Genomic DNA, 23,218 nt, shown 5'->3' on the forward strand with positions numbered 1-23,218 from the left:
GGTTTGTTAACTACTGCTGATCTTCGACATAAATTCCGGCAGAAATAATTGCCCCGCCGATTCTCCGGCGGCCGTACAGGAGCGGAACCGGGTAACCCTGCGCGGCGGTGTTTGTCACCCCGCCGAACGCATACGATGCACGGTTATCTGCGCTTTGTTTGCTGGCCAGGCCCCCGGGTTGAGGCGAAAGCATCTGAACAACTCCACCAGCGATCATAGCTGCACCAAACTTCGCGGCTCCGTAACCAACAGCAGATAGTGTTCCACCAGAAAGCATTCCAACTGCAATCCCCGCAACGACAAGAACAGCTCCAAGAATTGTCTGTAAAACTCCAGCTTTTTTACTTCCGATCACTACAGGGACAATTCGAATAACTTCACCTGTTACCGGAAAACCAAAATCATCTTTACCGATATTTTTTTTATCTTTAAAGACGGCGTAGGTCAGGCCCCTTGCTTTGCTGGTTATCAAAAATTTCTCCAGCCCGTCTATTGTTTTTGTAAGTGAGTTGATCGCTTCTGCGGTTGTTCTTATTAGACGATGGTGAACCTTCCCGTAGGTTTTACCCAAAACACCGCCGAGCTCAATTCTGGTCATAACCTCTGACATTTTCATTCTCCATAAAAAAAGCCACCCGAAGGTGGCTTAGATTATTTTAGGGTTTTCAAAGACATGATCTGGCGGCCGTAGCCCAGTGGTCGTTCCATCCTTTCGCGACGGCATAAACCTTTATATCGCTTCCGCCTGTCGCTGATTTATCGATATTCACCAGTGAAAGAGCACCGAATATATCGTCTGATGCTGTGATTTTGTATCCTGATTCAGTGGGTATGCTTGAGCTTGAAGATCGTAGCTCCACCCATTTAGGAGCAAGGCAACGATTAACCTCATCAACAGTTTTTGTTGAATGCTCTGATAGGATAGGTTTTTGTTCTTCTAGTGATGAAACAGAACATCCCATCAGCAGGAAGATAAAAATTGGGAGGATAATCTTTTTCATGGCACATCAGTCCCTTTGACAGATTGACTCATAGGAATCAATTTTCTTCTGGTCTTGATCATTAATAATGATGATTGGTCCATGATTATTGACCTTTCCATCTTTGACCTCAATCCGCACATAATATGGTTTTTTACCCGTATATGCGCCGTATGAATTTTTAGCATTCACATAACCGCAAACATATCCAGAATTTTCACCAAAATCACGGAAAAATGATTCAAACTTGGCACTGTCCGGATCTTTAAGGGTGTCTTTGACCAAGGTCTCCCCCATGTCAATAAAATCCTTTTCAGAAGGTGTGCAACCAACAATAATCAGGCTACATGCTAATATCGAAAGAAATTTCCTCATATCCCTAACCCCTTTTTTCGTTTTGCAAAAGGTTAGCACAGAGATTTGTAACGGAGAATCTTCATCGTTCGTTCCTGCCAGTATCCACCATACGGCACGCGCTGACTCAGGTGACCGTACAGGTGGTGCAGCAGCATATTGCCCTCCAGCAGGATACCCGCGTGGTTCCACTTACCAGCCTGTACCTGCATGATCACCATATCGCCAGGTTTCGGCGGCCCGTCGAATTCACGGAACCCGCACTCGTACCAGCAATCCTGATAGAAGTTGTCCGGGTAGTCGTTTTCCCACCAGGGATAATCAACCCGGTAATCGTGAAGTTCGATACCATGCGTATGCCGGAAATAGCTCATTACCAGCCCCCAGCAGTCGAAGTGCCCCAGCACAAACGGACGCTCCAGCAGTGGCAACTCTCCACGCGGCTGAATGGTGCGTAAATCCCCCTCGGGCCAGCTCACGATATGCCAGGGTAAAAGCGTTGCGTCGCATTGCGCTTTATCCAGTTCGCTCGGCTGCGTAGTGGCGTCAGGGTGGCTGTGAACGATGGCGATCACCGTACCCCAGTCCTCAGCGGCTGCGTAATCTTCGGGGCAAAGGACAAAATTGTCCTCCGGCGACGCGGCAAGATTCCGGCAAGGAAAATAACGTTCAACGCGGCTTTTCTGCGCCACCACACCACAGCACTCACGAGGATATTCAGCGGCGGCATGCGCCATAATCGCATCAATGGTTTTCTGACGCATATCAGCTCCTGATCAGCGACGTACCCGGGAACCCACCAAACGAGAGTTCGTTGTTTTCACCGAACCGAAGTTTGCAGGCCGTCAGCGTTCCGTTGCATTCATCCAGTGACGGATCGCTTACCGGGTTGTTGTTTTTGTCGAAATAGCGCGTACCGGCATAGTCGCAGCCATCGCCGGTTCGGTACTTGTTCCGGATGCACCATGTGCACAGGGAATGAAGCTGCCGCGTGGGGATCATTTGTCCCTGAAGATCCATAGGGCTGGACAGTACAAACTCGATGGTTTCGCCAGCAAGCTCGGTCGTTTTCCCGTCGATATACCAGACCTGAAGTTTCTCCTGAGTCGGATCTGCTGTAGGGTTACCACCTGCGAAGTTTTTCGCATCGAGATATTTTGCCTTTGTGTCGTGAATAGTGACCTTAGCCTGTAGCAAATCGTCATACGCAAGACACAGGGCAGAAATAGAGCTTTCGATGTTCGCGACCGTCAGTGATGGCGTCGCATTACTGCCACTGGTCGATTTCTCCAGCCCTTCCAGCTGATAAGGCCAGGCAGAATATTCATTACCCTGCCACCAGATTGGTTTCGCCGGGAGCTTGGCCTCATCCCCGCCGGCGGCGACTATTTCCGCTTCGGTGTGGGGAATGTTGTAATTGTGAAACCGGAGAACATCCATCAGTCCAAAAGAAGAACCGTCCACCTCAATCAGACGAACGTCGTTTCCTGATTCCAGCTTCTGATAGTCTGCGTTTAAGCTCATGGTTTAAATGCCTGGATGAATGTTGCTTCAAGATTAAATTTCCCCGCGCCGAGCCCGGTGGGTTTATATGTTTCGCAACGGTACAAACCCAAAGGTTCGAGCGGTGGCTTCCACTGAAAGGCTTTCGTCCCTTCATGCCTGACGAGAAAAGATTTAATGGCGGAAATGTAGGTTTCGTTGCCAGTAAAGTTGAGCGTCCACTGCTGGGTTCTGGTATTCAATCCATCCCCTGAAACCTGCTCATATCCATCACCAAACTGTGCTTTCCTGACGCGGAAATTTATATCTGCCTCAGCGTTAATTCGTGGGCACCAGGTGAAAGTTTCGATAGCCATTTTTATCGGGTTCCTTTCATTGCGTTCCAGATGTCACCGCCAGGGCGAATATCTCGCATGATGTTCTGCTTATATCGCTGATCAACATATTTACCGACATCAGCACCAAATTGCTCAAGGCCGGGTGAAGTCTGCGTGGAGGTATTTCCGTTGCCATCGATGGTGATATAAACCTGTGGCGCCGAAGATACAGACTGACCACCACCAGCGCCGACCGCACGAACACCGAGTGAACCATCTGGTGCGCGGGTCAGCGGCATGATTGCCTCCGGCCCAGCCTCGCCCATGATTCCGGCCCCACCTTTCGCGAAAGCGAACATGGTGGGGTTTCTGACGATCCCATTACTGAAAGCGCTCAGAGATGGAGAGTCATAAACGCCGCCTTTTGCGTTAAACTGAAAACTCGAACCGTAACTGGAAACCGCAGTACCGGTGCTGGCTGATGCTCCCGCACCGCCCCCGAAGAAGCTGCCTACGCTGCCGATGAGTGAGCCAAAAATGCCAGAACCGGAAGACCCACCCCCCATCGCGCTGACCACTGCCATTTGCAGAGCGACTTTTTCGATAATCTGTAAAACAGAGATACCCCAGGATTTCCAGCTGACCTTATTGCCTTCCAGCATTGAGGTGACATTACTAAACGCGCTGTCGAGTGTGGTTTTCACCCCGTCAGAAACCGTGCCAGAAACATTGCTGATTTCATCGAACCAGTTGGCATAGCCTCGCGATACTCCAGCCATCCAGTCCGCTTCAGCTGCTGCTATAGCCTTGTATTTCTTGTCCAGGTCATCGAGGGCAGCCGCGCGTTGTGCGATGGCCTCGGTGCCGCCGTCCGTTTTAGCAAAAACACGCTCGATCTGTTGCGTCTCGTCGAACCGGCTGCGCTGGCGATCACTCATGCCTGCGGTTTCGGTTGTCAGTGTCGCCTCATCCCTGAACTTTCGGGCCGCTTCAGTTAAATCCTTCAGAGCATCGGCTTGTTCGCGCTGCTTACGTACGTTTTCATCGGCTTTTTGCGTCCATTTTGCCAGCTCTGCTGATGATGCCTGGATAGCCTTGCGTTGCTCGTCTGTCCATTTAGTGCCTGCCTGATGCGATGCTGCGTATAGCTCAGACGCTTTTTCTCCTTCCGTTGCCCTGACGCGTTGCACATCGATAGCCACGCTCAGATCGGCCATTTTGCGGGCATATTGCTCAGCGGTGCTGGCTGCTGCGCGCTCGGCTTTACTCTGAGCACTTGAGGCGGCAGTAGAGGTTTTTTTTGCCTCGGCTGCTGCTGCATCCTTTTTGGCGGCCTGATCCTTGTTGTAGATGTACTGGGTATAAAGTGCTCCAGTCAGCTTCAGATCTTCCGCTTCATAAACGTGCTGCTGATGAAGTTTCTCTAATCCACTTAAGCTGGCCAGCTCATTTTCGCGGCGTGATCGTTCCAGTGCTGTTTGCTGCTGAGGCGTTGCATTAGCCACTGAGACCACTGGCCCGGCATACTGCGGGGGTTTAGCGCCTGCGGTTGCTGACATTGAGCGGTTTAGCAGGTCATAGGCACCTTTCAGGATTGAGACGGCGCCAGCCTGTTCGATAGCCTTTTGCGTTGCCAGGTCGCTGGCATCGTTTACCAGCTTCTGCGTTTGTTCGACTTTTGAAGCGGCCTGTTCGCGCTGATACTCCAGCTGGTTCAGCTTATCGGTAAGTTCGATGTTTTTGGCCGTGATGTCGGCCTGGTCCATGAAAGTATTGATCAAGGTCAGCGTAGGATGGCGGTTATAATCCTGCTGGATTTGGTCAACCGCCTTGAGGCTGTCTTTCACCTTCGCGATCTGAGAGTCGAGGTCGGCCAGGTCTTGCTTTTGCGCCTGTAAAGAGGTCCGCGCATCTGCGGCGGTCGAGCGAAGGCCGAGCACAGACATCTGCTGGAGTTTGGTGTTGATCTCGTCAAGGTTGTTGGCAAAGCCCACAGCCTCACGGTGTACCTGCTGGGTATGCTGATACAGGCCATACATCGCAGCACCGGCACCGATAATAACGCCAGGCCAGCCACCGAGAATGCCCAACACTCCGCTACCCAGCCGTGACATCACCGAGGCTGTATTGGTGAGGTTGTTAACGGCAGAAGCCCTGCCAGCAAGCGCTGTGTTCAGGGATGCCTGAGCTGCGGCAAGATTACGTTCGGCAACAATCTGAGCCTCAATACTTGTCGCCGCTGCGCGCGCCTGTTGAGCGCGGTAAACCGCCTGGCGGCCAGCAGCAACGCTAACCTGAGCGCCACGGACCTGAGCCTGAGCCAGCGCAACCTCGGCGGCCGTATTAGCGAGCACTGCACGGGTTGACTGGCCGACGCTGCCGACCATATTGCCAAAATAGCGAGCCAGACCCACGCCAACCAGAATGCCTGCCGTGTTTGCCACATCATCAATGTTATTCGCCAGACCATCCAGCACGCCGGATAGCGTGGAGGATGCGCCGACGGCATCGTTCGCCCCGCCAACCCAGGCGAGAAAAGCATTTTGCACTTTCTGTGCAGATCCGCTGATGGATGCTGGCAAGGTGTCGAATTCTTTACGCAGGATCTCTACGTTTGTCAGCAGCGGGACGATCTTGTTGGTCGTCAGCTCGCCGTTGTTGGCCATATTTCGCAGGCCACCAACAGTGGTACCCAGACCATCAGCCAGCAGTTTCGCCAGACGGCCACCGTTCTCCATGATGGAGTTAAATTCTTCGCCTCGCAAAACACCTGAGCCAAGCGCCTGGCTAAGCTGGGTGATAACAGAGCTCGCCTCTTCGGTACTGGCGCCAGACAGCTTCAGCGAGGTTGCTACGGTTTCCGTAACTTTTGCGACGTCAGCAGAAGCGTAACCGGCATCACGCAGGGACTGCGCAATTCGGCTGTATAAGTTGCTGTTTGCCTCGAGGGATGTTCCGGTGCGCTGGCTAATCTCCATCAGCACGCGCTGGGATTGCACGTAATCCTCACTGGAAGAGGACGCAAGGCGAAGACGGCCATTCAGCTGGTTCCAGGTATCAGCAAACTGAACAAGTTGATGCGTGGCAAATGCGCCAGCCCATGCCCCGGCAAGCCCAGCCGCTGATGAACGTACTGTTGCGAGCTGAGAATTCAGGTCAGCCAAAGACCGCTGAGTTTCTCGCGTGGCCGCTGCTGCTTTTTTCCCGCCCTGCTCCATAGTGCGGTAGTAATCCGTCCCCATACGGGACGCTCTGGCGATCTCAGACTGAAAAGAAGACGAGTTCGCAGAAATTTTGATGATTAGCTCGCGCAGCGTTGCCATATTTCACCCATAAAAAAAGCCCGCAGCCGCGGGCGTCAAAGACTGGACATCCATTCTTCAAGTTCAGAGACTTCAGAGCCTTCTTCCTGCTCACCCCATTTCAGCATCACGTCAGGTATGGTGAATTTCCCGCCCTGAGAGTTCAGCATTGCAACGGAGATCTGCGCCGCCTGTGCATCGGAACGCCAGTCCCCAACAGGACTTATGCGGTCAAACTCGATCCACATTTTGAGCTCGCTGGCGGTTATGGTCTGGCGCAGCTCGTGCAGAGTGCGCCCCATCCGGAGCGCCAGTGACATCAGGAAGAAGGTCAGCGGCTGCTTTACGGCTTTCCCGCTTCTTCCTGACTCATTCCGAGGCCAAGAGCCTGAGCCAGCAGGCGCGCATGCACAGGACCATAAATTTTGGATACCAGCTCCTGATCCTCGTCACTGAATACGCGCTCGCCGTTTTCATCCAGCAGTACGTCAATAAACAGAACCACATCCGCCTCTTTGTTACGCAGGAACTTCTCCGCCTCCGTCAGCGTCGGAGCCTCTTCGCCTTCGGCGAGCTGCGGATTTACGATTTCCCGGAATTTCACCCAGGCATCGCCGGACGGTTCACGCAGCGTTACCTTTGCGCCATCCCACTCAGGGACCGTGATACCGTCTTTTGTGCGATAGGCTTTCGATGCAGTAAGCGCCACGTCGCGTAGTGAATTCTGTGATGTTTTTTGCGCCATTTCATTTTTCTCTTGTTACTTGGTCGAAGGGATTAAAAAAGCGGCCGAAGCCGCTCAGGAACCAGACGCATAGATACGTTTAGGTTTGCCTCGTACACGCAGAGAATAAGTCGCGCCAACAACCGAAGAGGTTGCAGCAGACCATGAGCTCTGACGAACCTCCACCAGCACGTAGAAACCATTACCAGACGGGAATACCACGCGCAGCGCACGCAGTTCATCATTTTCGTAAGCGGTCTGGAGTGCCTCCTGTGCTGCTTCATCGCCAACCCAGTTACGGGTAATGCTCATTTCAGCAGGCGCGGCGAGGCCGTTGGTTTGCTCCTGTTCAGTTGAGCAAAGCGTGGTTACGTCAATATCCCCTTTTTGACCGCCCGTGAAGGTGATCTCCTTTGTTGCACAGGCCGCTTCCAGCCAGGTAACACCAGCCCCCGGGAAACCTGAGGCATTAAAATCCTCGGCGGTTACGGGTGCGTCGGAGACGGCAAAGGTCATCCCCTTTGTAACTTCATATTTACTGGTCATGATTTCTCCAGATAAAAAAAAAGACCGCCGGAGCGGTCTGTGATGGTGAATGAACTTAAACGATCACCTGAAATTCAAGCGTGGCCCGGTGATAATGCAGATCAGGTTCATAGCCTGGCGTTTTGACAATGTTCTCAGGTTTCAATGTTTGCAGGGCTTCCAGTGCCATATTTCGGATCGTACGCGCTTCAGTGATAGTGCTGGAGTAAACATCGACTTGCACCGAAACGGCGGATTCCGCCTGGCCGCAGAGAACGTCAGCGGCCGCGTCGGTAATAATCGAGAAAATTACCCAGGGCGGTGAGACTGAAGGCTTCCCGTCACTGCCGAGCGGCGCAACGTAGGGATAAACCTGCCCTCCGGCCAGCGTTGCCAGCAGAGGATAGAGATCGTCTTCCGTCATTTGCTTAATGCCTCATCAATGGCCTGGTTCATGCGCCTGATCGCGACCTCTGTCGCCTGCTCCTGTCGGACGTCAAACGCGGGACGAATGAAAGGATGTGGCGGCATGTTAACAGTTCCCATTTCAACGAATCGCCAGTAAAAGGCGTTTCTCGGGTTATTCGCCTTCATCGTGTTATCGCTGTTGCCGGTGCGCGGATTAACGCCACGAATATGGACGCCGGAAGAAATCTCCCAGCGACGGCGGCTTTTTTGGGTCACCACCACCACGTTTTTTTTCAGTTTTCCGGTGCGTACCGGTGCACGTGCGATCACTTCTTCCTTAAGCACTTCCGCGCCGGCGCGCGTGGCATCACGAAGAACCTTATTGTTTTCAGCGCGGCTAAGCGCCTCCAGATCCTTTGCGATGTCATTCAGGCCGGAAAAATCGAGGCTCGTCTCAATCATTTTTCGATCCCCTGCTTACAAAGAATTTCGAGCTGAATGCCGCGAGAATCAGGTATCGGCGGACCAATGATATTTAAAATGACACCCTTGAACGGGCCAGTCACAACCCTGAGTCTTGACGCAGCAGTTATATCGTTACGAAATCGAGTCCATACCCTGATAGTGGCTACGGCCGTTTCTACACCTGCCGCTACGAGCTCACGCCCGCTGATACCTTTAACTTCTGCCCATGTAGTGGCGCCGTCATGCCACGTTTCGACAGGCTGACCAGAAGGATCTCTGGATGTTGTTATGTTCTGAATAACCACCATGTCTCTCAGTCTTCCGGCCTGCATACCCCCCCCTACAATCCATAAATGCGGTATGGCTGCAATAGCGCTTCCACAGCAAAAGGTACGGCTGAAGTTATGTTCCCGATGTTTACCGCTTCCCTGTTTGCATACCAGTGACCGATAAGCAGTAGCATGGCTGCCTTGACATCATCATTGAGCAGTATCGGATCCGGGTCGTCAGCGTACCCAGGGCTGCTTTCCTTTTCATAGAGCGTTCGGCGTGTCCATGTCTGGACGTACCGGGCCGCTGCACCTGTGTAAATCTTCAGCAGAGCATCATCACCTGTAAAGTCGGTATCAATGCGGCAATGCTGTTTCACCACATTCTGATCAAGCATTTGTTTGCCCCAAAAAAGCGGCCCGAAGGCCGCAATAGTTATCAGCTACCCGCGCCGGTGCTGAATGAACCGTACACAAACGCCTCAGGGCGTTTCACAGCCAGCGCCAGACGTTCTTCGCAGCGAATGGAGATCATGTTTTTCTCGAAGTCGTCGGCGTTTTCGGTGGAGATAACCACGTTGGCATCTTCACGATCGAACAGTTGAGCTGCGGCATTGAATGCGCCTGTCAGAAATTTGCCCTGGAAAGCTGCTGCCTCAGTTGCTACCACCGGAAGCCCCCAAAGCGTAGGGCCAGTCAGGGATGCCGGGTTAGCCAGGATATAGCGGCCCAGACTGTCTTTCGTGAGCTCGATTTTCGCCCAGTCGATGAAGTGCAGGACGTGGCCAGATGCAGGGAAACGAGCCAGTTGAGCCTGAAGCATTGCCAGGCGCAGATCATCAATCCCGTTCTGGCTCTCAACAGAAAATGCCGGGTCGAATGCTGAGGCCTGAGGAACGATGCCGTGCAAGTGCACACCAGTTCCGTCGCCGAACAAGATTTCCTGTTCCTCAACATATTTCAGGCCGTAACGCATCTCAGCGTCAACCGTAGACTGGAGTTGAGCGAAATCGTCAAGGATCTGCTTGGATGCCTTAAACATGTGCGCGATGGTTGTCACCGGCGTGATTTTAGTTGCGAATTCAATATCGCTGTAAGGTTTGGCAGTCCCCTCTGCAACGACTTTCGCTGCATTGGTAAAGCCCGTTTGCTGCACCCAGAAAATAGCCGGTGAAGATGTGCGGCCAGGCGCAATCAGATCACGAATGAAGAGACGCTGTTTTGGTGCAGTGTCGATGCCAGGCAGTCGCTGTGGTTCAACCACGCCATCTGCAACATCTGTAGAAAGCAAGGCCGCGTGAACTGGGACGCTTACGCGCTTATTGCCTTCAACGCTCGCGGCAAAGGCCTTCAGCGCCTCGCTATTAATCACCACCTGTCCAACAGTTTCGGTAACTTTAGCAGCGTTGTTTAATGGCATTTGGGCAACATGCTGTTCCAGCTCACCAAGGCTGGCCTTAAGGGTTTTTTCAGCTTCCTTAAGAGCGTTGAGCTCTGTCGCCATTTTATCTACAACATCTTTGGTCTGAGCTGAGAGCTGACCATTCTTTTTCGCTTCGGTCAGTGCCTCTTCTGCTTTCGCGTTGAATTTGCTGGTTGCATCTTCAATGCTGGCAGTGACTTTTTTCAGAATTTCGTTTACTTCAGGCATAAATGGTCCTTATTTGACTAACGCCGCAAGAGCGTTTTCAAGTGAATTGAGGGTTTCAGGTTTGATATCTTCGGCAGCGCCCGGCGTACCGTCGTTGGTGGTGACAGCGCCAGGCATGCCACCGGATAAGGCTTTAATGAGTTTTCTGCGCTCAGAGCGCGGGGTGTTGGTTTTAGCCAGCAGCGCATCAAGTTTGCGAAGCGCGGCCGCAGGTGATTCATCGCCATCACTGACCGCATCAGCAGAAAGCAGGCTGTCTGCCAGTCCCTTCGCCACAGCGTCACTGCCACCGATATAACTCTCGGCATCCATCAGTTTCTGAACAGCTGCCATATCAAGGCCGGAACGCGCCGCGTAGATATCTGCCATAGCATTATCAAAGGGCTCCAGAGACTGTGCCAGTTCCGCAAAGTCATGGCGGTTACCCATCGCGTAGACCCAGCAGTTGTGGATCATCAGGAAGGCACCACGACCGATCTGAATATCATCCCCGGCCATCGCAATGACTGAGGCGGCGCTGGCGGCAATACCGAGCACCTTCACCGTCACACGGCCTTCGTATTCACGCAGAAGGTTGTAGATTGCCAGACCTTCGAACATGTCACCGCCAGGGGAGTTGATATTGACCGTGACGTCGGCACCATTCATCGCCCGTAGCGCACCGGCGATACGTTTGGCTGTTACGCCTTCACCCCAGTAGTCCTGCCCGATCACATCAAAAACAGAAATACTGTTGTCGTCGGTAGCCGCAGCTTTGATCCCGCCATCCCAGCGTTCCAGGGCGGAGGGTAAAGTTTCACAGGTGACCCGCGCGCAGGGGCGACCCGCCGGTGCTACCGGAAGTTGTTTTTTGCTCATCAGGAAAGTGCTCCTAAGCGGCCTGTTTCAGCGGAGATTGTTCAAAGGAAATGTCAGGGAATATGTGGTTATGCAGTTCTCTCAGGGCCAGAGCCTGAACAGCAGGATTGCTGCTTTCGAGATTTTTCAGTTGCGTCAGGTTGAGCTGAACGGTGTAAATGTCCCCCCCTTCAATCGGTGGCATATTCTCAAGACGGCGCACGTCATTGCGGGACATCCACCCATTCTGGAGCGCGCTGGTATAGTACGCAGCACGGCCCGCGCTGTCGGCGCGCAGCAGTCCTTCTACAGAGAACTCCGCGAAAACCTCATCATCGCTGTCCAGCAGGCACCGTCCTATTTCCTGTTCTATGTTCACCAACAGGGGTCGCAGGGTATGTGTCAGGAACTGGAGGTTCATGCCCTCCAGACTGGATGCCCAGCTGCTTTGCTTCGTTGTGTGGCCGACCATGAAAGGCGGAACGCGAAACCAGCGACAGATTTCCTCAATACTGAAAGAGCGGCTTTCCAGCATCTGGGCGTCTTCGGGATTCATGGTGACGCCCTGGTACTTCAATCCGCCTTCAAGCACCATGATTTTCCCGGCGTTTTTTGAACCCGTAAATGCAGCCATGTAGCTGCGAAGTCTTTCACGTTGTTCGTCAGATAGCGCATTCTCAGCGGAGAGAAAACCTGAACTCTGAAGCCCCTGTTCAAATATCTTCGCAGCAGACTCCTCAACCGCCATTGCAGAACCGATCACATCCCGGCCTGTTTTCATCGGCATCATGCCGCAAACACCGTCAAGACCGAACCCGCGAATGTGCATGATGTTTTTGACGGGAATGACGCGCTCATTACCGTTTTCAGTGTATTTGTATTCCAGCACCCCGGTCGTGAGACGTTTAACCACCATGTTCTGCGGCAGCAAAGGCACCAGCGAAACCAGGCGGTTTGCGATAAATTTCTTCTCAATGAAGGCGTTCCCGCGGAGGCAAATACTGGCGACCACCATCAACATAAAGCGTGATGGTGTCATTTCTGAATTGGGTCGGCGGCACAGTATCGAATATGCCGGATGATCGGTTGCCGCTTTACGCGAACCGTCAGGCTGTCGAATGTATATTTTCAGCGGAAGGGTTGAAATAGACTCGCTTAACAGTCTTACGCATGCCCACACAGCCGATAGCTGGATGGCTTTATCGGCCGTTACCACTTTTCCGCTGCTGCTGGTACCAAACCATTCCTCCCAGAACGTGCCGGTAGTCAGGCTGATAGGCACACCAAGCCAGTTAAGCAGAGCACTTTTAACCCTGCCTGGCCGTTTGTTTTTTTTCATCAGAAACCTACCATGATGGGATTATTGAAGAATCCGGAGAGATCCTGCTGGTCGTTGCCACCGTTAACCAGAACGCGGCTCATTGCTGTGAACAAGGCCGCAGGGCCATCAATCTTGGCCTCAGGTGTGGACTTATTCGGGAATATGTTCTCGTTCCGGTCCGGTTTGACGGTTACGTTGGACATCATCCAGTTCATCACTGGGTGATCGCTGTGATGAAAGCGGCCACCGTATACCAGCGCTTCGACCTCTTTCATCGCCTCAGAGAAATTGCGAACCGTCTGCGGCACTTCCACCAGCGGCAACCCTTCTTCTGCCAGCGCAAGGCTGAACTGCGTCGCACTCCACGGGTCAAAGCCGATTTCTTTCAGGCTCTCGCCAGCAACCCACAGCTGTAGCTCTTCCTTAATCTGAGCATGGTCGATTACATCCCCGTCGGTAAGGATCAGCTTGTCCATCCCGGCCCACTTACGATAGAGCTCTGCCATCTGGCGTGAACATTTCTCAAGGCGTCCTTCCGGTAGCCAGAATTTGAAATCCGCATGAACGTGGCCATCTGGCGCGCGCCAGACTTTAGCGGCCGCACAGATATCAATTTTGTTTGACAGGTCAACGCCCACCCAGGAGGGATAGGTTTTAAGTTCGTGCTGCGGGGCGATAAACTCGCATCTCTCCCATTTCATCATGTCCATCCAGGCTGACTCAGCGGTAACCCAGATATTCATGTGCTTGGTGAAAAAGTTAATTCTGGCCGAAACCTGCTCTTTCGCCTTTTTAGCCAGGCGGCGCAGATCATCCCAGCGCTTACAGATACCCAGCCCCGGATTCGCCTTCTGCCACACTTTTTCATCAAAGGGATCGTCACCTTCATCTAAGGTGTAGATGATGGCAAAAAACGTATCGTCTTTTACCAGCCCACGCAGCACCTTGATGGCGTAATCACGCAATTCGTAGCAGATGCCTTCTTTGTTGAAACCGGCGGTGGTGATACCGAAAAGCAGCGATTGCAGACGTGCGCCGGTTGCCGTCTCCAGAACGTCCCAGACGTCACGGGTTTTGTGAGCATGCAGCTCGTCGACTATGGCACAGTGTATGTTCAGGCCGTCGAGGTTGTTCGCATCTGATGATAAAGGCTCGAATTTGGAGGCCGTTTGCTCCTGGTAGATAGCGAGCTTATTGAATTCGAAGATCCGCCCAAGAGTGGCTTTCGCCTTCTTGACCATATTCTTCGCGTCTTCAAAAACAATTCGTGCCTGGTCACGGGTGGTTGCAGCGGAATAAACCTCCGCACCGCCCTCGCCGTCGGCACCAGCCATATAAAGCCCCACGCCGGAGCAAAGCGTTGATTTGGCATTTTTACGGGCCACCTCAACATCTGCTGTACGGAAGCGCCGAACCATTACTGGACGACCGCTGCCGTCGTTACGCAGTACGGTTTCTCCCGTTTCTTCGTTAACCAGCGGGATAACAAAACCAAAAATATTAATCAGGATGAAAACGTGCCAGTCCATCAGCTCAATAGGCTGCCCTGCCAGTGCGCCTTTGACGTGAGGTACAAAATTATAGAAATTCAGAATGTGCTGCGCGCGCGGTTCACTGAAGAAAATACCGCGCTCTTCGCCGTGTGCCAGATCGTCAAGAAAACGCTGACAGGCAAGGCGCACATACTCACAGGCAATAATTTCCCCCGCCACTACCCTCTCGGCGTAGCGGATGCCTTCTGCAACCTTAGCCATTAATCCCTCGCTTTCATAAACTCGGCCAGCGGGTCAACCGCTTCAGGACCTTTTGCATTGACTTTAGAGCGGCTGGCTGGCGTCATGCCGAACTCACCGAGCATGGCGCGCAGACGTTTCCAGGCATCAGCTTTCATAATGGCGGCCGGGTGAGCCTTGATCAGTACATCCCCGCTCTGCGTTTCGGTCCGGTAGGTATAGCCCTCAACTTCAAGCGTGTCGCAGTGATGCCGGTATTCGGTATAAGCCTCAACCAGCAGCTCAAGGGCTCTGGCGTCCAGCTGAGACATCACACCGATAGCATCAAGCTCGTCGGCCATCCGTTTAAACCAGTATTTCCCCTGCTTATCGAAATGCTTCGGCGTTGGGGGTACCCCTGAAGGGGGTTTTGGTTCGTTCTCATTGATCGGGCGTTTTGATGGGTTACCCCTCACCAAACGTAGATGGGTCGGGGTTTTCGGTGGTCCAGACATAATCGAAAACTCCTATTAATCATCGAATGGGGGACCCCATAAAAAAGTTTTCTAACCTGCGGCGATGTGAAAAGAGGTTAGGCGGCGGTCCTTTGGCGCGTCGTTCCTGAACTTTCAACCCGCCCTCCCCCTTGCTAAATTCAAATGAGAACTGATGTCATTTGAGTCTCTCGACCGCTGTCTTCGCCCTGTGGCAGGGCTTGCAGAGGCTTTCGAGGTTGGACAGGCCATCGGTCCCCCCATTTGCTTTGGCGGTGATGTGGTCCACCGTCTCACCGGGGGTATACCTTCCATTTCGCAGGCATTCCTGACAAAGGTGTTTATCTCTGTCGAGAACGATTGGGCGCAGCCTGTCCCACTTGCTGCCATAACCTCGCTGATGCCTGCTCTGTCCTCGCTGATGCTGCTGCCAGCCTTCGTTAAGGTGCTTGGGACAATAGCCTGAGCGGTCTGTGGTTGTGCCAGGACAGCCACGCTTGCGGCATGCTCTCGGTATTAACGCAGGCATCAGGCTAACCTCCACGCCCGGCGGCGTTCGGTTCGTGGCGCTGAGTCAGGGTGCCGCTCAACCGGTTCACCGTCAGCATGGTCCACTAGCGAGTAACACGGATAAATCACTGAGCCACCCCATGCATCACCCACAGCGTAATCGGCAGGCTTATCACTGTCCCATCGGGATAGCACACGGCTGATGCGATGAGGCGGTACGCTGTAGCACACACCATGAATCAGACGAGGAAACGAAATGAATTCATATCGAGCTTTATCAGCAATGATTAGCCGTTCGGCTATTTGCATCTGGTACTGAGGAGGCCGACCAGTTCCGAGGTAAAAACTCAGAAGGTCATCTGGGCAGCGCGCTAACCAGTCGGTTACCTTTTCGATGAATCCGGGTACCGGTATCGCGTCGTCTTCGAGCACCACTACCCGGCAGGTTTGTTCTGCTGCCCACTCAAGCGCGCGGCGATGATTCCAGTTCGCGCCGTGGTTATCGTCATCAACCAGCAGATGAGCATGCAGCAGCGCAGCAAGACGTTGTGCAGGCCCTAAGCGGGTATGATGGCCGACCACCATAAACTTAATCTCTTCATCCACCAGCAAATCTCCAAGAAAAAAGCCGCACGATGGCGGCTACTGTCTGCATATCAGGATGTTAATCGTTTAGTACAACAGCTAAAGTGATTAGCCTTCTTGGAAAAGGGCTTCTAAGAAAGCGCCAACTCATGAAAAATGAATATAAGGAACTAAAATGACTGATGAAAGTCCTGAATTTTCCGCTATACAAAAACAGCGCAGTACTCAGTTAGAGATTGAGAATTTTGTCCATGCGCTATTGATTAAAATGCTGCTGGCGAAACTTCCGAAAACAGAGCAGGATTCAATCCTTAAAATCGTTAAGCACGTAGTTGGCCAAGCTACGGAAGATCAGAAAGAGTACAAAGACCTAGCGATGGCTTATCTTGATAAAACATTCCGCATCGCTGATTAGGCATAAATAAAAAAGCAACAAGGTCTGGCAAGGGATGGATTAAGACATAGAACTTGCCAGCTTCTGTTCAAAAGCCCTAAGTAACTTATTAACTACTTATGACGAAACCACGCGGCCTCCTTACCGATACCATCAGTTTTGAATACTGTATGAACCAGAGGGCCGGTGATCAGTCTGTCAGCGAATGACTGCGCGACAATGCCGAACGCCAACATATCCCCCACCGCGGCGCCAGCCTGTTCTTTCTTCCAGAAACGATAACTTTCGATCCGGTAGTAAAGACGGATGATGCCGTGAGCGAACGCCATCACATCAGCGCGGGTACCACCCAGCAGCCCAGCGTTAAGCATCACATCGTTGCGGTGCGCTTCGATAAACTCCTGATAGATGCGCTCCGGATGATTATGCTTTGCCCATGTGTCGGCGTAGGTCTTTGGTTCTGAACCGACGTACACCTTCCCGGGTTCCATTTCTTCCCACGGCGCGCGAAGCATTTCGACATCGGTACCATCTGTACACCAGACGAACCGATATTCAGGGTGTTCTCGCAGGTGCTGCCAGATGTGCAGCCAGCGACGGAAGTAGACATTCATCTTCACGTCAGGTACGAGATACAGCTCAACATCTGCCGGGGCCGTCAGCAATTCATCCACCAGCGCTATACGCCCACACTGGCGAAGCGAGGCCGCCCATTTGCTCAGCATGTCAGGCGAAGCCATCATTTTCGTGCCGCGCTGCGGGTCAGGCTGACTGGTGAGTAGCGTTGTGATAACCGCGTCGCGCTGCTGGCGATATTCAACGTAACCAGTAAACCCAGCATCACGCCGTTCGTTGTGGATCTTCACGTTACGTTCCACCAGCGCCTGTCGGTCGGGACGCGGTACCGAACGCTCTACGGCTTCATGCTCATCGAGAGAGTACATCAGCTTTTCTGAACCGACGACATCAGCGTAAGCCCACGTCGTGAGGCCAGCGTTATGAATCCGCAGGGCGAGGTCGCTGTGTTCGTACATGCCGCGACCGTAAACCGGATCGAAACCGCCAACCTTCTCGATAGCGCTACGGTGGTAATACAGCATCACGCCGCGCTGCCCGGTGTAAGCGATGTGCTTATCATCCCGGTACAGTACCGCCATATCCTTCAGCTTATTCGTTCCTGCCAGATCGAGAAACTGGTAAGCCAGGTGAGGTTCTGGTGATTCGATGTATGGCAAGTACCAGTTATCAGCAATCGGATAAGCATCATCGTCCCAAAGGAAAAGATGTTCACACCCGGCGTCCATCAGCTCTGTTAAACTGGCGTTCTTCGAAGCAACAATGCCAAGTGATTTTTCATGGCGACACAGCTGCATGCCGTCAGGTACTACGGCGGCAGGTTTCGAACCATCATCTACTACCACCACCAGCGCACCGCCTGGCAGGTGCTTCAAATGCTGTTCGAGTGCTCGCTTCAGAATGTCTGCGCGTTGATGGGTGGTTATTGCAATTCCGATTCTTGACGGCGATGCGCAGGCAGGAATAAACGGGACACCATCAATAGTGACCTGCATAGATTCTCCATACAAATATTCGGATTATTACTGACCAATGCCTCTGTTAAGTCATCACAGACAATTAGAATCAGTGAAGATTCATATAATAAATTATGATAAAAAAACACCTTCATCATCTTTATTTATATGAGCCATTTTCATCTATTGATCTAGGTTTGTTACTGATTTTAGATTATCGTCTAAATACATGTCTCAGTTATCAAGCTGGCAACATGTGTCAAAAACAAATTAAAACTCAACAACGCACTCATTGGAGAGCTTATGACTAGTGTAAGAATCCTTGGCGGTTTTATCTCTGACGCAGCAAAAGATGGCATCTACATAGGTGGAAAAGGGGTAAAAGTTGAAATTGAAAATACGGAGATTCGTAACACCGGTCGCTCTGGTGTCCATGTTTCCGAAAATGATACAGAATTTTTATTTCCCCATGGTCTGAATCCAGAGACACCCAAAGAGTTGCTCCTCCAAGCTCGAGAGGAGCTAAAGGCAAACGAAGCAACAGGAAGCCAAGATGAAGCTACCATTTTTTCCAAAATAGGATTGTCCGATTGGATAGAAAAAGGTGCAAACTTAACTGTCATCGCAGATTTTTTAATGAATACTTTTAAGTAGTCATTAATTAGCTACTACGCAGTGCCTCAAACTTAACCTCTATATTAAATTCCCCACATATTATCAACTTGTGGGGATAACTATTATCAAGCCCACGAGCGGGTGAGCTTTGTAATGGCTATTTCATCAACGATGTGCCTGTTCGTACCCTTTATCCTTTCTGCTGTTCGTCTGCATACCTACTCATCGACTTCATTGACGGTGATCAGTTTGGTCTATGGCTGCCAGTTGTCGGAGTCGAAGAAGTTAATTGGCGGATAAGGCCTGCGCGCTTCATCGTTAGCCATGAGGCGCTCCAACATAACAGCATTTAAAAAGCCACCCGTATGTGGCTGCGTAGAATGTATTAATTCTCAAAAGAATCTTTAAGGAAAAAACCAATACACCAGATTATAAAGTGATGCAATCAAAGAAAGGAAGCTGATGAATGCAAAGAAGATTGCAATTACTCCCGGTTTCCCCATCATATAGCTGACGACTTCTTCTGGGTATGGTTTTCCTCTTTCTTCTGCCGCTTTGATCTTAGCTCTTGCCTTTGAGAGCTTTCTCTCCGCCGTGATATGGCATAAGTATCCGAATACCAGAGCAATAATTAAAAAAACGATGAAGCCTGTTATAGTATTCATTAAACTAACCCTAAGTTTATGAGGTCACAGATTTTTTCTCACTACACTATAAATGAACGCAGTGTCTTAGCATAACAAGCTCTGTTTAACCCTACCTTTTTAGGTAGGGATTGGGCATTTTATTCGCTTCACAAGATTCATCTCCAACGCGTAATGCCGTCTCGATGGCCTCCAAGTCCGGCTTGCTCATTCGTTACTCCGTTGTTTGTTCTGCTGGCTGTTCGGTCTGTTCTGCTGGTACTGGCGTGAATTCCACTCGCTTTACTTCGGCCGGAGCGAAATACAACCACTGGCCTGTTTTGGTCGCCAACTAAACAAAATCGTTCACCAGCTCAGGCTGACGTCGTGACATCTTGCCCGTGAAGGTTTCGCCTGTTTGGGTGGTTAGCGTGATTTGGTAGATGTCGGGCATTGAGATCCTCTTTATCCGCTGTAGGGAATATTGCCATTACGATGAGCCTACCCATGGTGATGGCAATAAAAAACCGCCCGGAGGCGGTTAGTAGAAATTTGCTTTCGCTTGAATTTCACAAGCTCTTCAGCAGGGTAACCCTGAAGCGGCGGCTGACTAATGAGTTCTTTTTCCAGTTCAACAATTTATCCATAGATTTTTTAGTCATAGAGGCTCCTTTTGCGTAGAGGTAAGTTGAGGTAAAACTAATTAATTCAGCTATAACGAAGTTTGACAAGAAGACAAGTACGCCACCACTTGCACCAACAATAACGAAGGTTAATACCAACCTCAAAAGACAGCCGCCGCCTATTTCTAGTTCCTTTATAGCGCAAAATCTATCATGGGGGAATACCATGCATCCACATTATCGAAGCCCCTCAGTGAAGAGCTTCTGTAATGTCATTCCGCCTTTACTGCTTCGATGCTGAAGCCGTGAATGATGCTGAGGGGTACGCCATGGGTATCCAGGCCATTTTTAATAATCAGCACCCCATCGCGAATGTCTGGCTCATTGCTGCTCTACCAGCCTACCTGCTCTGGTGCCTTTCCAGAATCATGCCCTTCCTTGGTCAGGAGCATTACTTTCCAGCCCTTGATAAAAGTACCCATTGAGCTATTTCCCTTATGTCTGCTTATCCCATTCCTCACGGAACCTGGATGGATTGTCGAAACCTTCACTGCACTGGTTGGCTTTCATCGCTTTGCACCCGATTCTTTTGTTTTCTGGCAGTTCGCCTGCCACGCTTTGTTATGCGCCAGGATGTCGCGCTTCGTCTGGCGGTCAAGAACATCAATGTCGTGATCAGTAAGGTAGATTGGCTTTACCCAGTCACAGGCTGTATCAACCACCACCGGGACGCTTCCACGTGTCACGCAGCTCGCGATCAACATCGTCATCAGGCATATGGTTAACAGTCTGCTGTACATTGCTGGCCTCTTTAGTTGCCTCTACCCGGCGTTCCGCTGCTGCGACCGTTGCAGCTGCGTTATCTTCGGTGCGCTGCTGGTCGGCTTTGGCTTCGGCTTTGCTTGTGCCGCGTGAATGACCAATCCCAAAGGCACCAGCGATAGCAGCCATAACAAGTGCAGCAATAGCGATAAGCATTTCGAATCCCATATCAACCTCACACCAGAGCCGTTTTGGCATGATCGAAGCGAGCGCGACGATCTTCCAGCCCGTTAGTGCCGCCGTTGATAATCTTCGTCACCTGCATAAGGTCTCCGGAGTATTTCAGGCATCCCTTAGTAGCGAAGAACCAAGCAGCGCTTCTGGCTGCATAAACATCATCGGCCAATAGCTCAGGCTGCTTGACCAAATCAACCTTCAGGCCGTTTCCGCAATCACGGTAGTTGTTGAGGCCAGTAATCTGGATAAGCCCACGTCCACGGTATAACCAGCCGTCGCCGGGATCGTTGTTACCCATGCGCTTGCTGTATACCAGGTTCGCGATGGCGCGTTGTCGCTCAATCGGTAATGTTCGCTCTTCAGGACGACGCCCAAGCGCGTTAGCCTGGTCTGCCGTGAGGCGTCCCGCACGGATGAAGTTAACCAGTCCTGCAATGCGATAGTTGAAGCTCTCCACCAGCAGAGTGAAACCTGCTGATTCGTGCCCAGCCTGAGCAATGAACATGGCCTGGTCTACCGGCTTGGTGATGCCGAACTCTTCCATCGCATCACTGATTGGCTGAAACCAGCGCGCAGCTAACTCGGCGCTTAGCCCAGCCGCCTTTTGAAATTGTGATTGGTTCACGTTGTGCTTTCCCCTGCGATTCTTGCGATGTTGCCGCGCGCTCGCCATACGGCTATGCAGACAACGAGATTGACGACCAACTCTCCGTAATCAACCTGCACGTAATCACCATGCCAGATTCGGAAAGCAGTAAACGCTGGTGCGAGAATCAGCCCATACGCCAAAAATTCCATCAGACGGCGTCGGCGTAGGCTCCGCTTTCTGAAGAACATCAGGCGTATGGTTATCAGGATGCATGCAATAGCGTTAATGTTCAGGATCAGTGTTTGCCACGTCATTCTTCCCCCTTCAATCCGGGTAAGTCTCCTGTCTTCGAGCGCTTAAGAACACGAAGCAGGACGGTGACAGAAACCGTTGAGGCCGCCAGCGCGCCAATGGCTGGAGATACTTTCACGGCAACTGGCGGAGAAAGGTGACTTAATGCCGCATTGATAAGCGCTGCGATGATTTCAGATGCTGTTCCGGCGCAGTAAACCCCACCGATAAATGAGATAAGCGCAAACAGTATCTGCTTCCAGAGCTTATGGTCTTCGCTGCTCAGGACGTATAAAGCGGCCCCTGCAAGAGAACAAAGCATTACGGCAGGAGTAGCCTCTGGAAACATCGTGGCGAAGGTGATTCCGGTAGTTCCGGCAGCAACACCAGCAGTTGCCGTAGCAGATATCGGTTCTGCGGACATTTAGCCCCCTCTTATTGCCGTGGGTCCTCTCAGTAATGAGGGGAAATAAAAAAGGCCTCTAATGAAGAGGCCTTATTCTTTAGATAGGTAATTGTTTTTTATCTGACATCCCAAACAGTTTCATCCAACTCGATGATGATATTTCCATCTTCGATTTCGAACTCCATAGTCCCGTTAACAGAACTGGTGTCGTTCATGTCTGCGCATCCCGCGTAGAAATTTATCTCGGCTGTGTATTCGAAAAATCCTTCGGCTATCGCCGTGATTTCAAAAGAACCATCAACGACCGAGTATCTCGCATCTCCACCAAAATCAGTAAGAAGATACTCTTCGAACATATACGAATTAGATTCGATAATATCTTTTAAGGCATTCAAATCTGTGGGGTTTGTGCCATCAAGAGGTATTTTATGGTTTTTAATCTGCTGCATGTATCCACCTGTTCGTTGATAAGTGGATTCAGCATATTTCCAAAACGATTATGTCAAAAATGTTTTTTTAATCAGAAATGAAAAAACCCGCTAATCGCGGGTTTTTTAGTGTTCTGCTGCTCAGTTCGCTTTAACGTCCCGAGCCTACCACAATTTAAGCACTTTCCTGCTCACTCTGCAACTTAAATCTATCGCTATTTGTGTCGAACGCCTCACAAAGTGGTGCGTAAAGGATCGATTCTGCAAGACTTACCCATGTATCAATGCGACGACGGCATGTAATAAGGGTCCAGTCGGGGTGTTTTGAATTAAGCTCTTTTGCCATCTGGAGTTTGCTCTTACGCAGACGATGACGATCCACAATCACACTATACAGCCCACGGTATTCTTCGTTCATCAATACCGCAGCAATAACGCCGTCAATCTTTAGCCCCTCCTCGTCTGAGCAGAACGCTAGGCCCGTTTTGTTTTTACTGTCGAGGATTTCACGCAGGTATGCTTCCAGCTCGGGTTTAGTGATGCCGGATTTCTTCATGCGGCGCAGCGCATCGTTGATAGCGGATTTGGTTATTTTCCCGGAAGCCAGCAACTGGTTGAACATGTTTCCGCCCGAGCCAGCACCGATATAAGACCAGCGACCCCACATGCGGAGCTTTCCCTGTACCCAGATACTTTCTAGAGTGCGAAGGCGAACCAACTCGCCGGATTTACCTACTTCTGAAGGATTGATCATTTGCGTC

Annotated in this window: 33 protein-coding genes and 1 pseudogene; 3 read left to right on the forward strand and 31 right to left on the reverse strand. The window is 51.4% G+C overall.

Annotated features, from left to right (window positions below):
* Positions 1–10 precede the first annotated feature (10 nt).
* From DD597_RS15200 to DD597_RS15300, 21 genes are all read right to left on the reverse strand, one after another.
* Positions 11–610, reverse strand: a complete 600-nt coding sequence (locus DD597_RS15200) for a tail assembly protein (protein WP_047720006.1) — start codon at positions 608–610, stop codon at positions 11–13.
* 55 nt (positions 611–665) lie between these two features.
* Positions 666–1,001: a hypothetical protein gene (locus DD597_RS15205; protein WP_129256354.1), complete on the reverse strand. Its 336-nt coding sequence runs from the start codon at positions 999–1,001 to the stop codon at positions 666–668.
* Positions 1,002–1,007: 6 nt separating this feature from the next.
* Positions 1,008–1,355, reverse strand: coding sequence for a hypothetical protein (locus DD597_RS15210; protein ID WP_116326021.1), 348 nt, complete (start codon positions 1,353–1,355; stop codon positions 1,008–1,010).
* Between the two features lie 32 nt (positions 1,356–1,387).
* Positions 1,388–2,098, reverse strand: coding sequence for a C40 family peptidase (locus DD597_RS15215; protein ID WP_129256355.1), 711 nt, complete (start codon positions 2,096–2,098; stop codon positions 1,388–1,390).
* Position 2,099: 1 nt separating this feature from the next.
* Positions 2,100–2,858, reverse strand: a complete 759-nt coding sequence (locus DD597_RS15220; RefSeq protein ID WP_126511369.1) for a phage minor tail protein L — start codon at positions 2,856–2,858, stop codon at positions 2,100–2,102.
* Positions 2,855–3,193: a phage tail protein gene (locus DD597_RS15225; protein WP_129256356.1), complete on the reverse strand. Its 339-nt coding sequence runs from the start codon at positions 3,191–3,193 to the stop codon at positions 2,855–2,857. Before DD597_RS15225 ends, DD597_RS15220 begins: the two co-directional genes overlap by 4 nt.
* 2 nt (positions 3,194–3,195) lie before the next feature.
* The gene (locus DD597_RS15230) at positions 3,196–6,477 is read right to left on the reverse strand and encodes a phage tail tape measure protein (RefSeq protein ID WP_129256357.1); all 3,282 of its coding nucleotides are present in this window, start codon (positions 6,475–6,477) and stop codon (positions 3,196–3,198) included.
* Between the two features lie 35 nt (positions 6,478–6,512).
* On the reverse strand, positions 6,513–6,776 hold the full coding sequence (locus tag DD597_RS15235; RefSeq protein WP_032622502.1) for a DUF4035 domain-containing protein: 264 nt from the start codon (positions 6,774–6,776) through the stop codon (positions 6,513–6,515).
* Between the two features lie 23 nt (positions 6,777–6,799).
* A complete protein-coding gene (locus DD597_RS15240; RefSeq protein ID WP_032622503.1) occupies positions 6,800–7,201 on the reverse strand; it encodes a phage tail assembly chaperone in 402 nt (133 codons plus the stop codon).
* Between the two features lie 54 nt (positions 7,202–7,255).
* Complete coding sequence (locus DD597_RS15245; RefSeq protein ID WP_000202242.1) at positions 7,256–7,726, reverse strand: phage tail tube protein; 471 nt, start codon at positions 7,724–7,726, stop codon at positions 7,256–7,258.
* A gap of 55 nt (positions 7,727–7,781) precedes the next feature.
* A complete protein-coding gene (locus DD597_RS15250; RefSeq protein ID WP_129256358.1) occupies positions 7,782–8,129 on the reverse strand; it encodes a DUF3168 domain-containing protein in 348 nt (115 codons plus the stop codon).
* Positions 8,126–8,575: an HK97-gp10 family putative phage morphogenesis protein gene (locus DD597_RS15255; protein ID WP_129256359.1), complete on the reverse strand. Its 450-nt coding sequence runs from the start codon at positions 8,573–8,575 to the stop codon at positions 8,126–8,128. The genes DD597_RS15250 and DD597_RS15255 overlap by 4 nt, the downstream gene beginning before the upstream one ends.
* Positions 8,572–8,910 carry a phage head closure protein gene (locus DD597_RS15260; RefSeq protein ID WP_058687771.1) on the reverse strand — a complete coding sequence of 113 codons (339 nt, stop codon included), beginning with the start codon at positions 8,908–8,910 and terminating at the stop codon, positions 8,572–8,574. Before DD597_RS15260 ends, DD597_RS15255 begins: the two co-directional genes overlap by 4 nt.
* A gap of 8 nt (positions 8,911–8,918) precedes the next feature.
* The gene (locus DD597_RS15265; protein ID WP_022648889.1) at positions 8,919–9,245 is read right to left on the reverse strand and encodes a head-tail connector protein; all 327 of its coding nucleotides are present in this window, start codon (positions 9,243–9,245) and stop codon (positions 8,919–8,921) included.
* Between the two features lie 41 nt (positions 9,246–9,286).
* A complete protein-coding gene (locus tag DD597_RS15270; RefSeq protein ID WP_129256360.1) occupies positions 9,287–10,498 on the reverse strand; it encodes a phage major capsid protein in 1,212 nt (403 codons plus the stop codon).
* 9 nt (positions 10,499–10,507) lie between these two features.
* Positions 10,508–11,356 carry a head maturation protease, ClpP-related gene (locus DD597_RS15275; RefSeq protein WP_047720024.1) on the reverse strand — a complete coding sequence of 283 codons (849 nt, stop codon included), beginning with the start codon at positions 11,354–11,356 and terminating at the stop codon, positions 10,508–10,510.
* Positions 11,357–11,369: 13 nt separating this feature from the next.
* Positions 11,370–12,674, reverse strand: coding sequence for a phage portal protein (locus tag DD597_RS15280; RefSeq protein WP_047720026.1), 1,305 nt, complete (start codon positions 12,672–12,674; stop codon positions 11,370–11,372).
* On the reverse strand, positions 12,674–14,410 hold the full coding sequence (locus tag DD597_RS15285; protein WP_059453202.1) for a terminase large subunit: 1,737 nt from the start codon (positions 14,408–14,410) through the stop codon (positions 12,674–12,676). The genes DD597_RS15280 and DD597_RS15285 overlap by 1 nt, the downstream gene beginning before the upstream one ends.
* On the reverse strand, positions 14,410–14,883 hold the full coding sequence (locus DD597_RS15290) for a phage terminase small subunit P27 family (protein WP_022650844.1): 474 nt from the start codon (positions 14,881–14,883) through the stop codon (positions 14,410–14,412). Before DD597_RS15290 ends, DD597_RS15285 begins: the two co-directional genes overlap by 1 nt.
* 157 nt (positions 14,884–15,040) lie before the next feature.
* Positions 15,041–15,391, reverse strand: coding sequence for an HNH endonuclease (locus tag DD597_RS15295; RefSeq protein WP_129256361.1), 351 nt, complete (start codon positions 15,389–15,391; stop codon positions 15,041–15,043).
* Positions 15,391–15,981: a hypothetical protein gene (locus DD597_RS15300; protein WP_129256394.1), complete on the reverse strand. Its 591-nt coding sequence runs from the start codon at positions 15,979–15,981 to the stop codon at positions 15,391–15,393. The genes DD597_RS15295 and DD597_RS15300 overlap by 1 nt, the downstream gene beginning before the upstream one ends.
* A 151-nt stretch (positions 15,982–16,132) precedes the next feature.
* On the opposite strand from DD597_RS15300, the gene DD597_RS15305 reads away from it, so the two are divergent.
* Positions 16,133–16,372 carry a hypothetical protein gene (locus DD597_RS15305; protein WP_129256362.1) on the forward strand — a complete coding sequence of 80 codons (240 nt, stop codon included), beginning with the start codon at positions 16,133–16,135 and terminating at the stop codon, positions 16,370–16,372.
* Between the two features lie 92 nt (positions 16,373–16,464).
* Here DD597_RS15305 and DD597_RS15310 read toward each other — a convergent pair whose 3' ends face one another.
* Positions 16,465–17,922, reverse strand: a complete 1,458-nt coding sequence (locus tag DD597_RS15310; protein WP_129256363.1) for a glycosyltransferase family 2 protein — start codon at positions 17,920–17,922, stop codon at positions 16,465–16,467.
* A 264-nt stretch (positions 17,923–18,186) separates the two neighbouring features.
* Here DD597_RS15310 and DD597_RS15315 point away from each other — a divergent pair, with 264 nt between their 5' ends.
* Positions 18,187–18,537, forward strand: coding sequence for a hypothetical protein (locus DD597_RS15315; protein WP_129256364.1), 351 nt, complete (start codon positions 18,187–18,189; stop codon positions 18,535–18,537).
* A gap of 365 nt (positions 18,538–18,902) precedes the next feature.
* Here the strand turns inward: DD597_RS15315 and DD597_RS15320 are convergent, their stop codons facing one another.
* Both DD597_RS15320 and DD597_RS15325 read right to left on the reverse strand, forming a co-directional pair.
* The gene (locus DD597_RS15320; RefSeq protein ID WP_129256365.1) at positions 18,903–19,163 is read right to left on the reverse strand and encodes a hypothetical protein; all 261 of its coding nucleotides are present in this window, start codon (positions 19,161–19,163) and stop codon (positions 18,903–18,905) included.
* A gap of 193 nt (positions 19,164–19,356) precedes the next feature.
* Positions 19,357–19,575, reverse strand: a pseudogene (locus DD597_RS15325) (hypothetical protein).
* A gap of 438 nt (positions 19,576–20,013) precedes the next feature.
* Here DD597_RS15325 and DD597_RS24875 point away from each other — a divergent pair.
* Positions 20,014–20,229: a hypothetical protein gene (locus DD597_RS24875; protein WP_165298128.1), complete on the forward strand. Its 216-nt coding sequence runs from the start codon at positions 20,014–20,016 to the stop codon at positions 20,227–20,229.
* A gap of 81 nt (positions 20,230–20,310) precedes the next feature.
* Here the strand turns inward: DD597_RS24875 and DD597_RS25190 are convergent, their stop codons facing one another.
* The 7 genes from DD597_RS25190 to DD597_RS15365 all read right to left on the reverse strand — a co-directional run bounded on the left by DD597_RS25190 (position 20,311) and on the right by DD597_RS15365 (position 23,211).
* A complete protein-coding gene (locus DD597_RS25190) occupies positions 20,311–20,508 on the reverse strand; it encodes a hypothetical protein (RefSeq protein ID WP_129256395.1) in 198 nt (65 codons plus the stop codon).
* Positions 20,459–20,734: a hypothetical protein gene (locus tag DD597_RS15340; protein ID WP_129256366.1), complete on the reverse strand. Its 276-nt coding sequence runs from the start codon at positions 20,732–20,734 to the stop codon at positions 20,459–20,461. The genes DD597_RS25190 and DD597_RS15340 overlap by 50 nt, the downstream gene beginning before the upstream one ends.
* Before the next feature lie 7 nt (positions 20,735–20,741).
* Positions 20,742–21,368, reverse strand: coding sequence for a glycoside hydrolase family 19 protein (locus DD597_RS15345; protein ID WP_129256367.1), 627 nt, complete (start codon positions 21,366–21,368; stop codon positions 20,742–20,744).
* Complete coding sequence (locus tag DD597_RS15350; protein WP_023338478.1) at positions 21,365–21,646, reverse strand: phage holin family protein; 282 nt, start codon at positions 21,644–21,646, stop codon at positions 21,365–21,367. Before DD597_RS15350 ends, DD597_RS15345 begins: the two co-directional genes overlap by 4 nt.
* A complete protein-coding gene (locus tag DD597_RS15355; RefSeq protein WP_006809173.1) occupies positions 21,643–22,047 on the reverse strand; it encodes a putative holin in 405 nt (134 codons plus the stop codon). The genes DD597_RS15350 and DD597_RS15355 overlap by 4 nt, the downstream gene beginning before the upstream one ends.
* A gap of 98 nt (positions 22,048–22,145) precedes the next feature.
* A complete protein-coding gene (locus DD597_RS15360; RefSeq protein WP_129256368.1) occupies positions 22,146–22,478 on the reverse strand; it encodes a hypothetical protein in 333 nt (110 codons plus the stop codon).
* Between the two features lie 154 nt (positions 22,479–22,632).
* On the reverse strand, positions 22,633–23,211 hold the full coding sequence (locus tag DD597_RS15365; protein ID WP_129256369.1) for a DUF1133 family protein: 579 nt from the start codon (positions 23,209–23,211) through the stop codon (positions 22,633–22,635).
* Positions 23,212–23,218 lie beyond the last annotated feature (7 nt).

The organism is Enterobacter cloacae complex sp. 677-3DZ2D5B (genome assembly GCF_004136695.1).
GTDB classification, from domain to species: domain Bacteria; phylum Pseudomonadota; class Gammaproteobacteria; order Enterobacterales; family Enterobacteriaceae; genus Enterobacter; species Enterobacter hormaechei_C.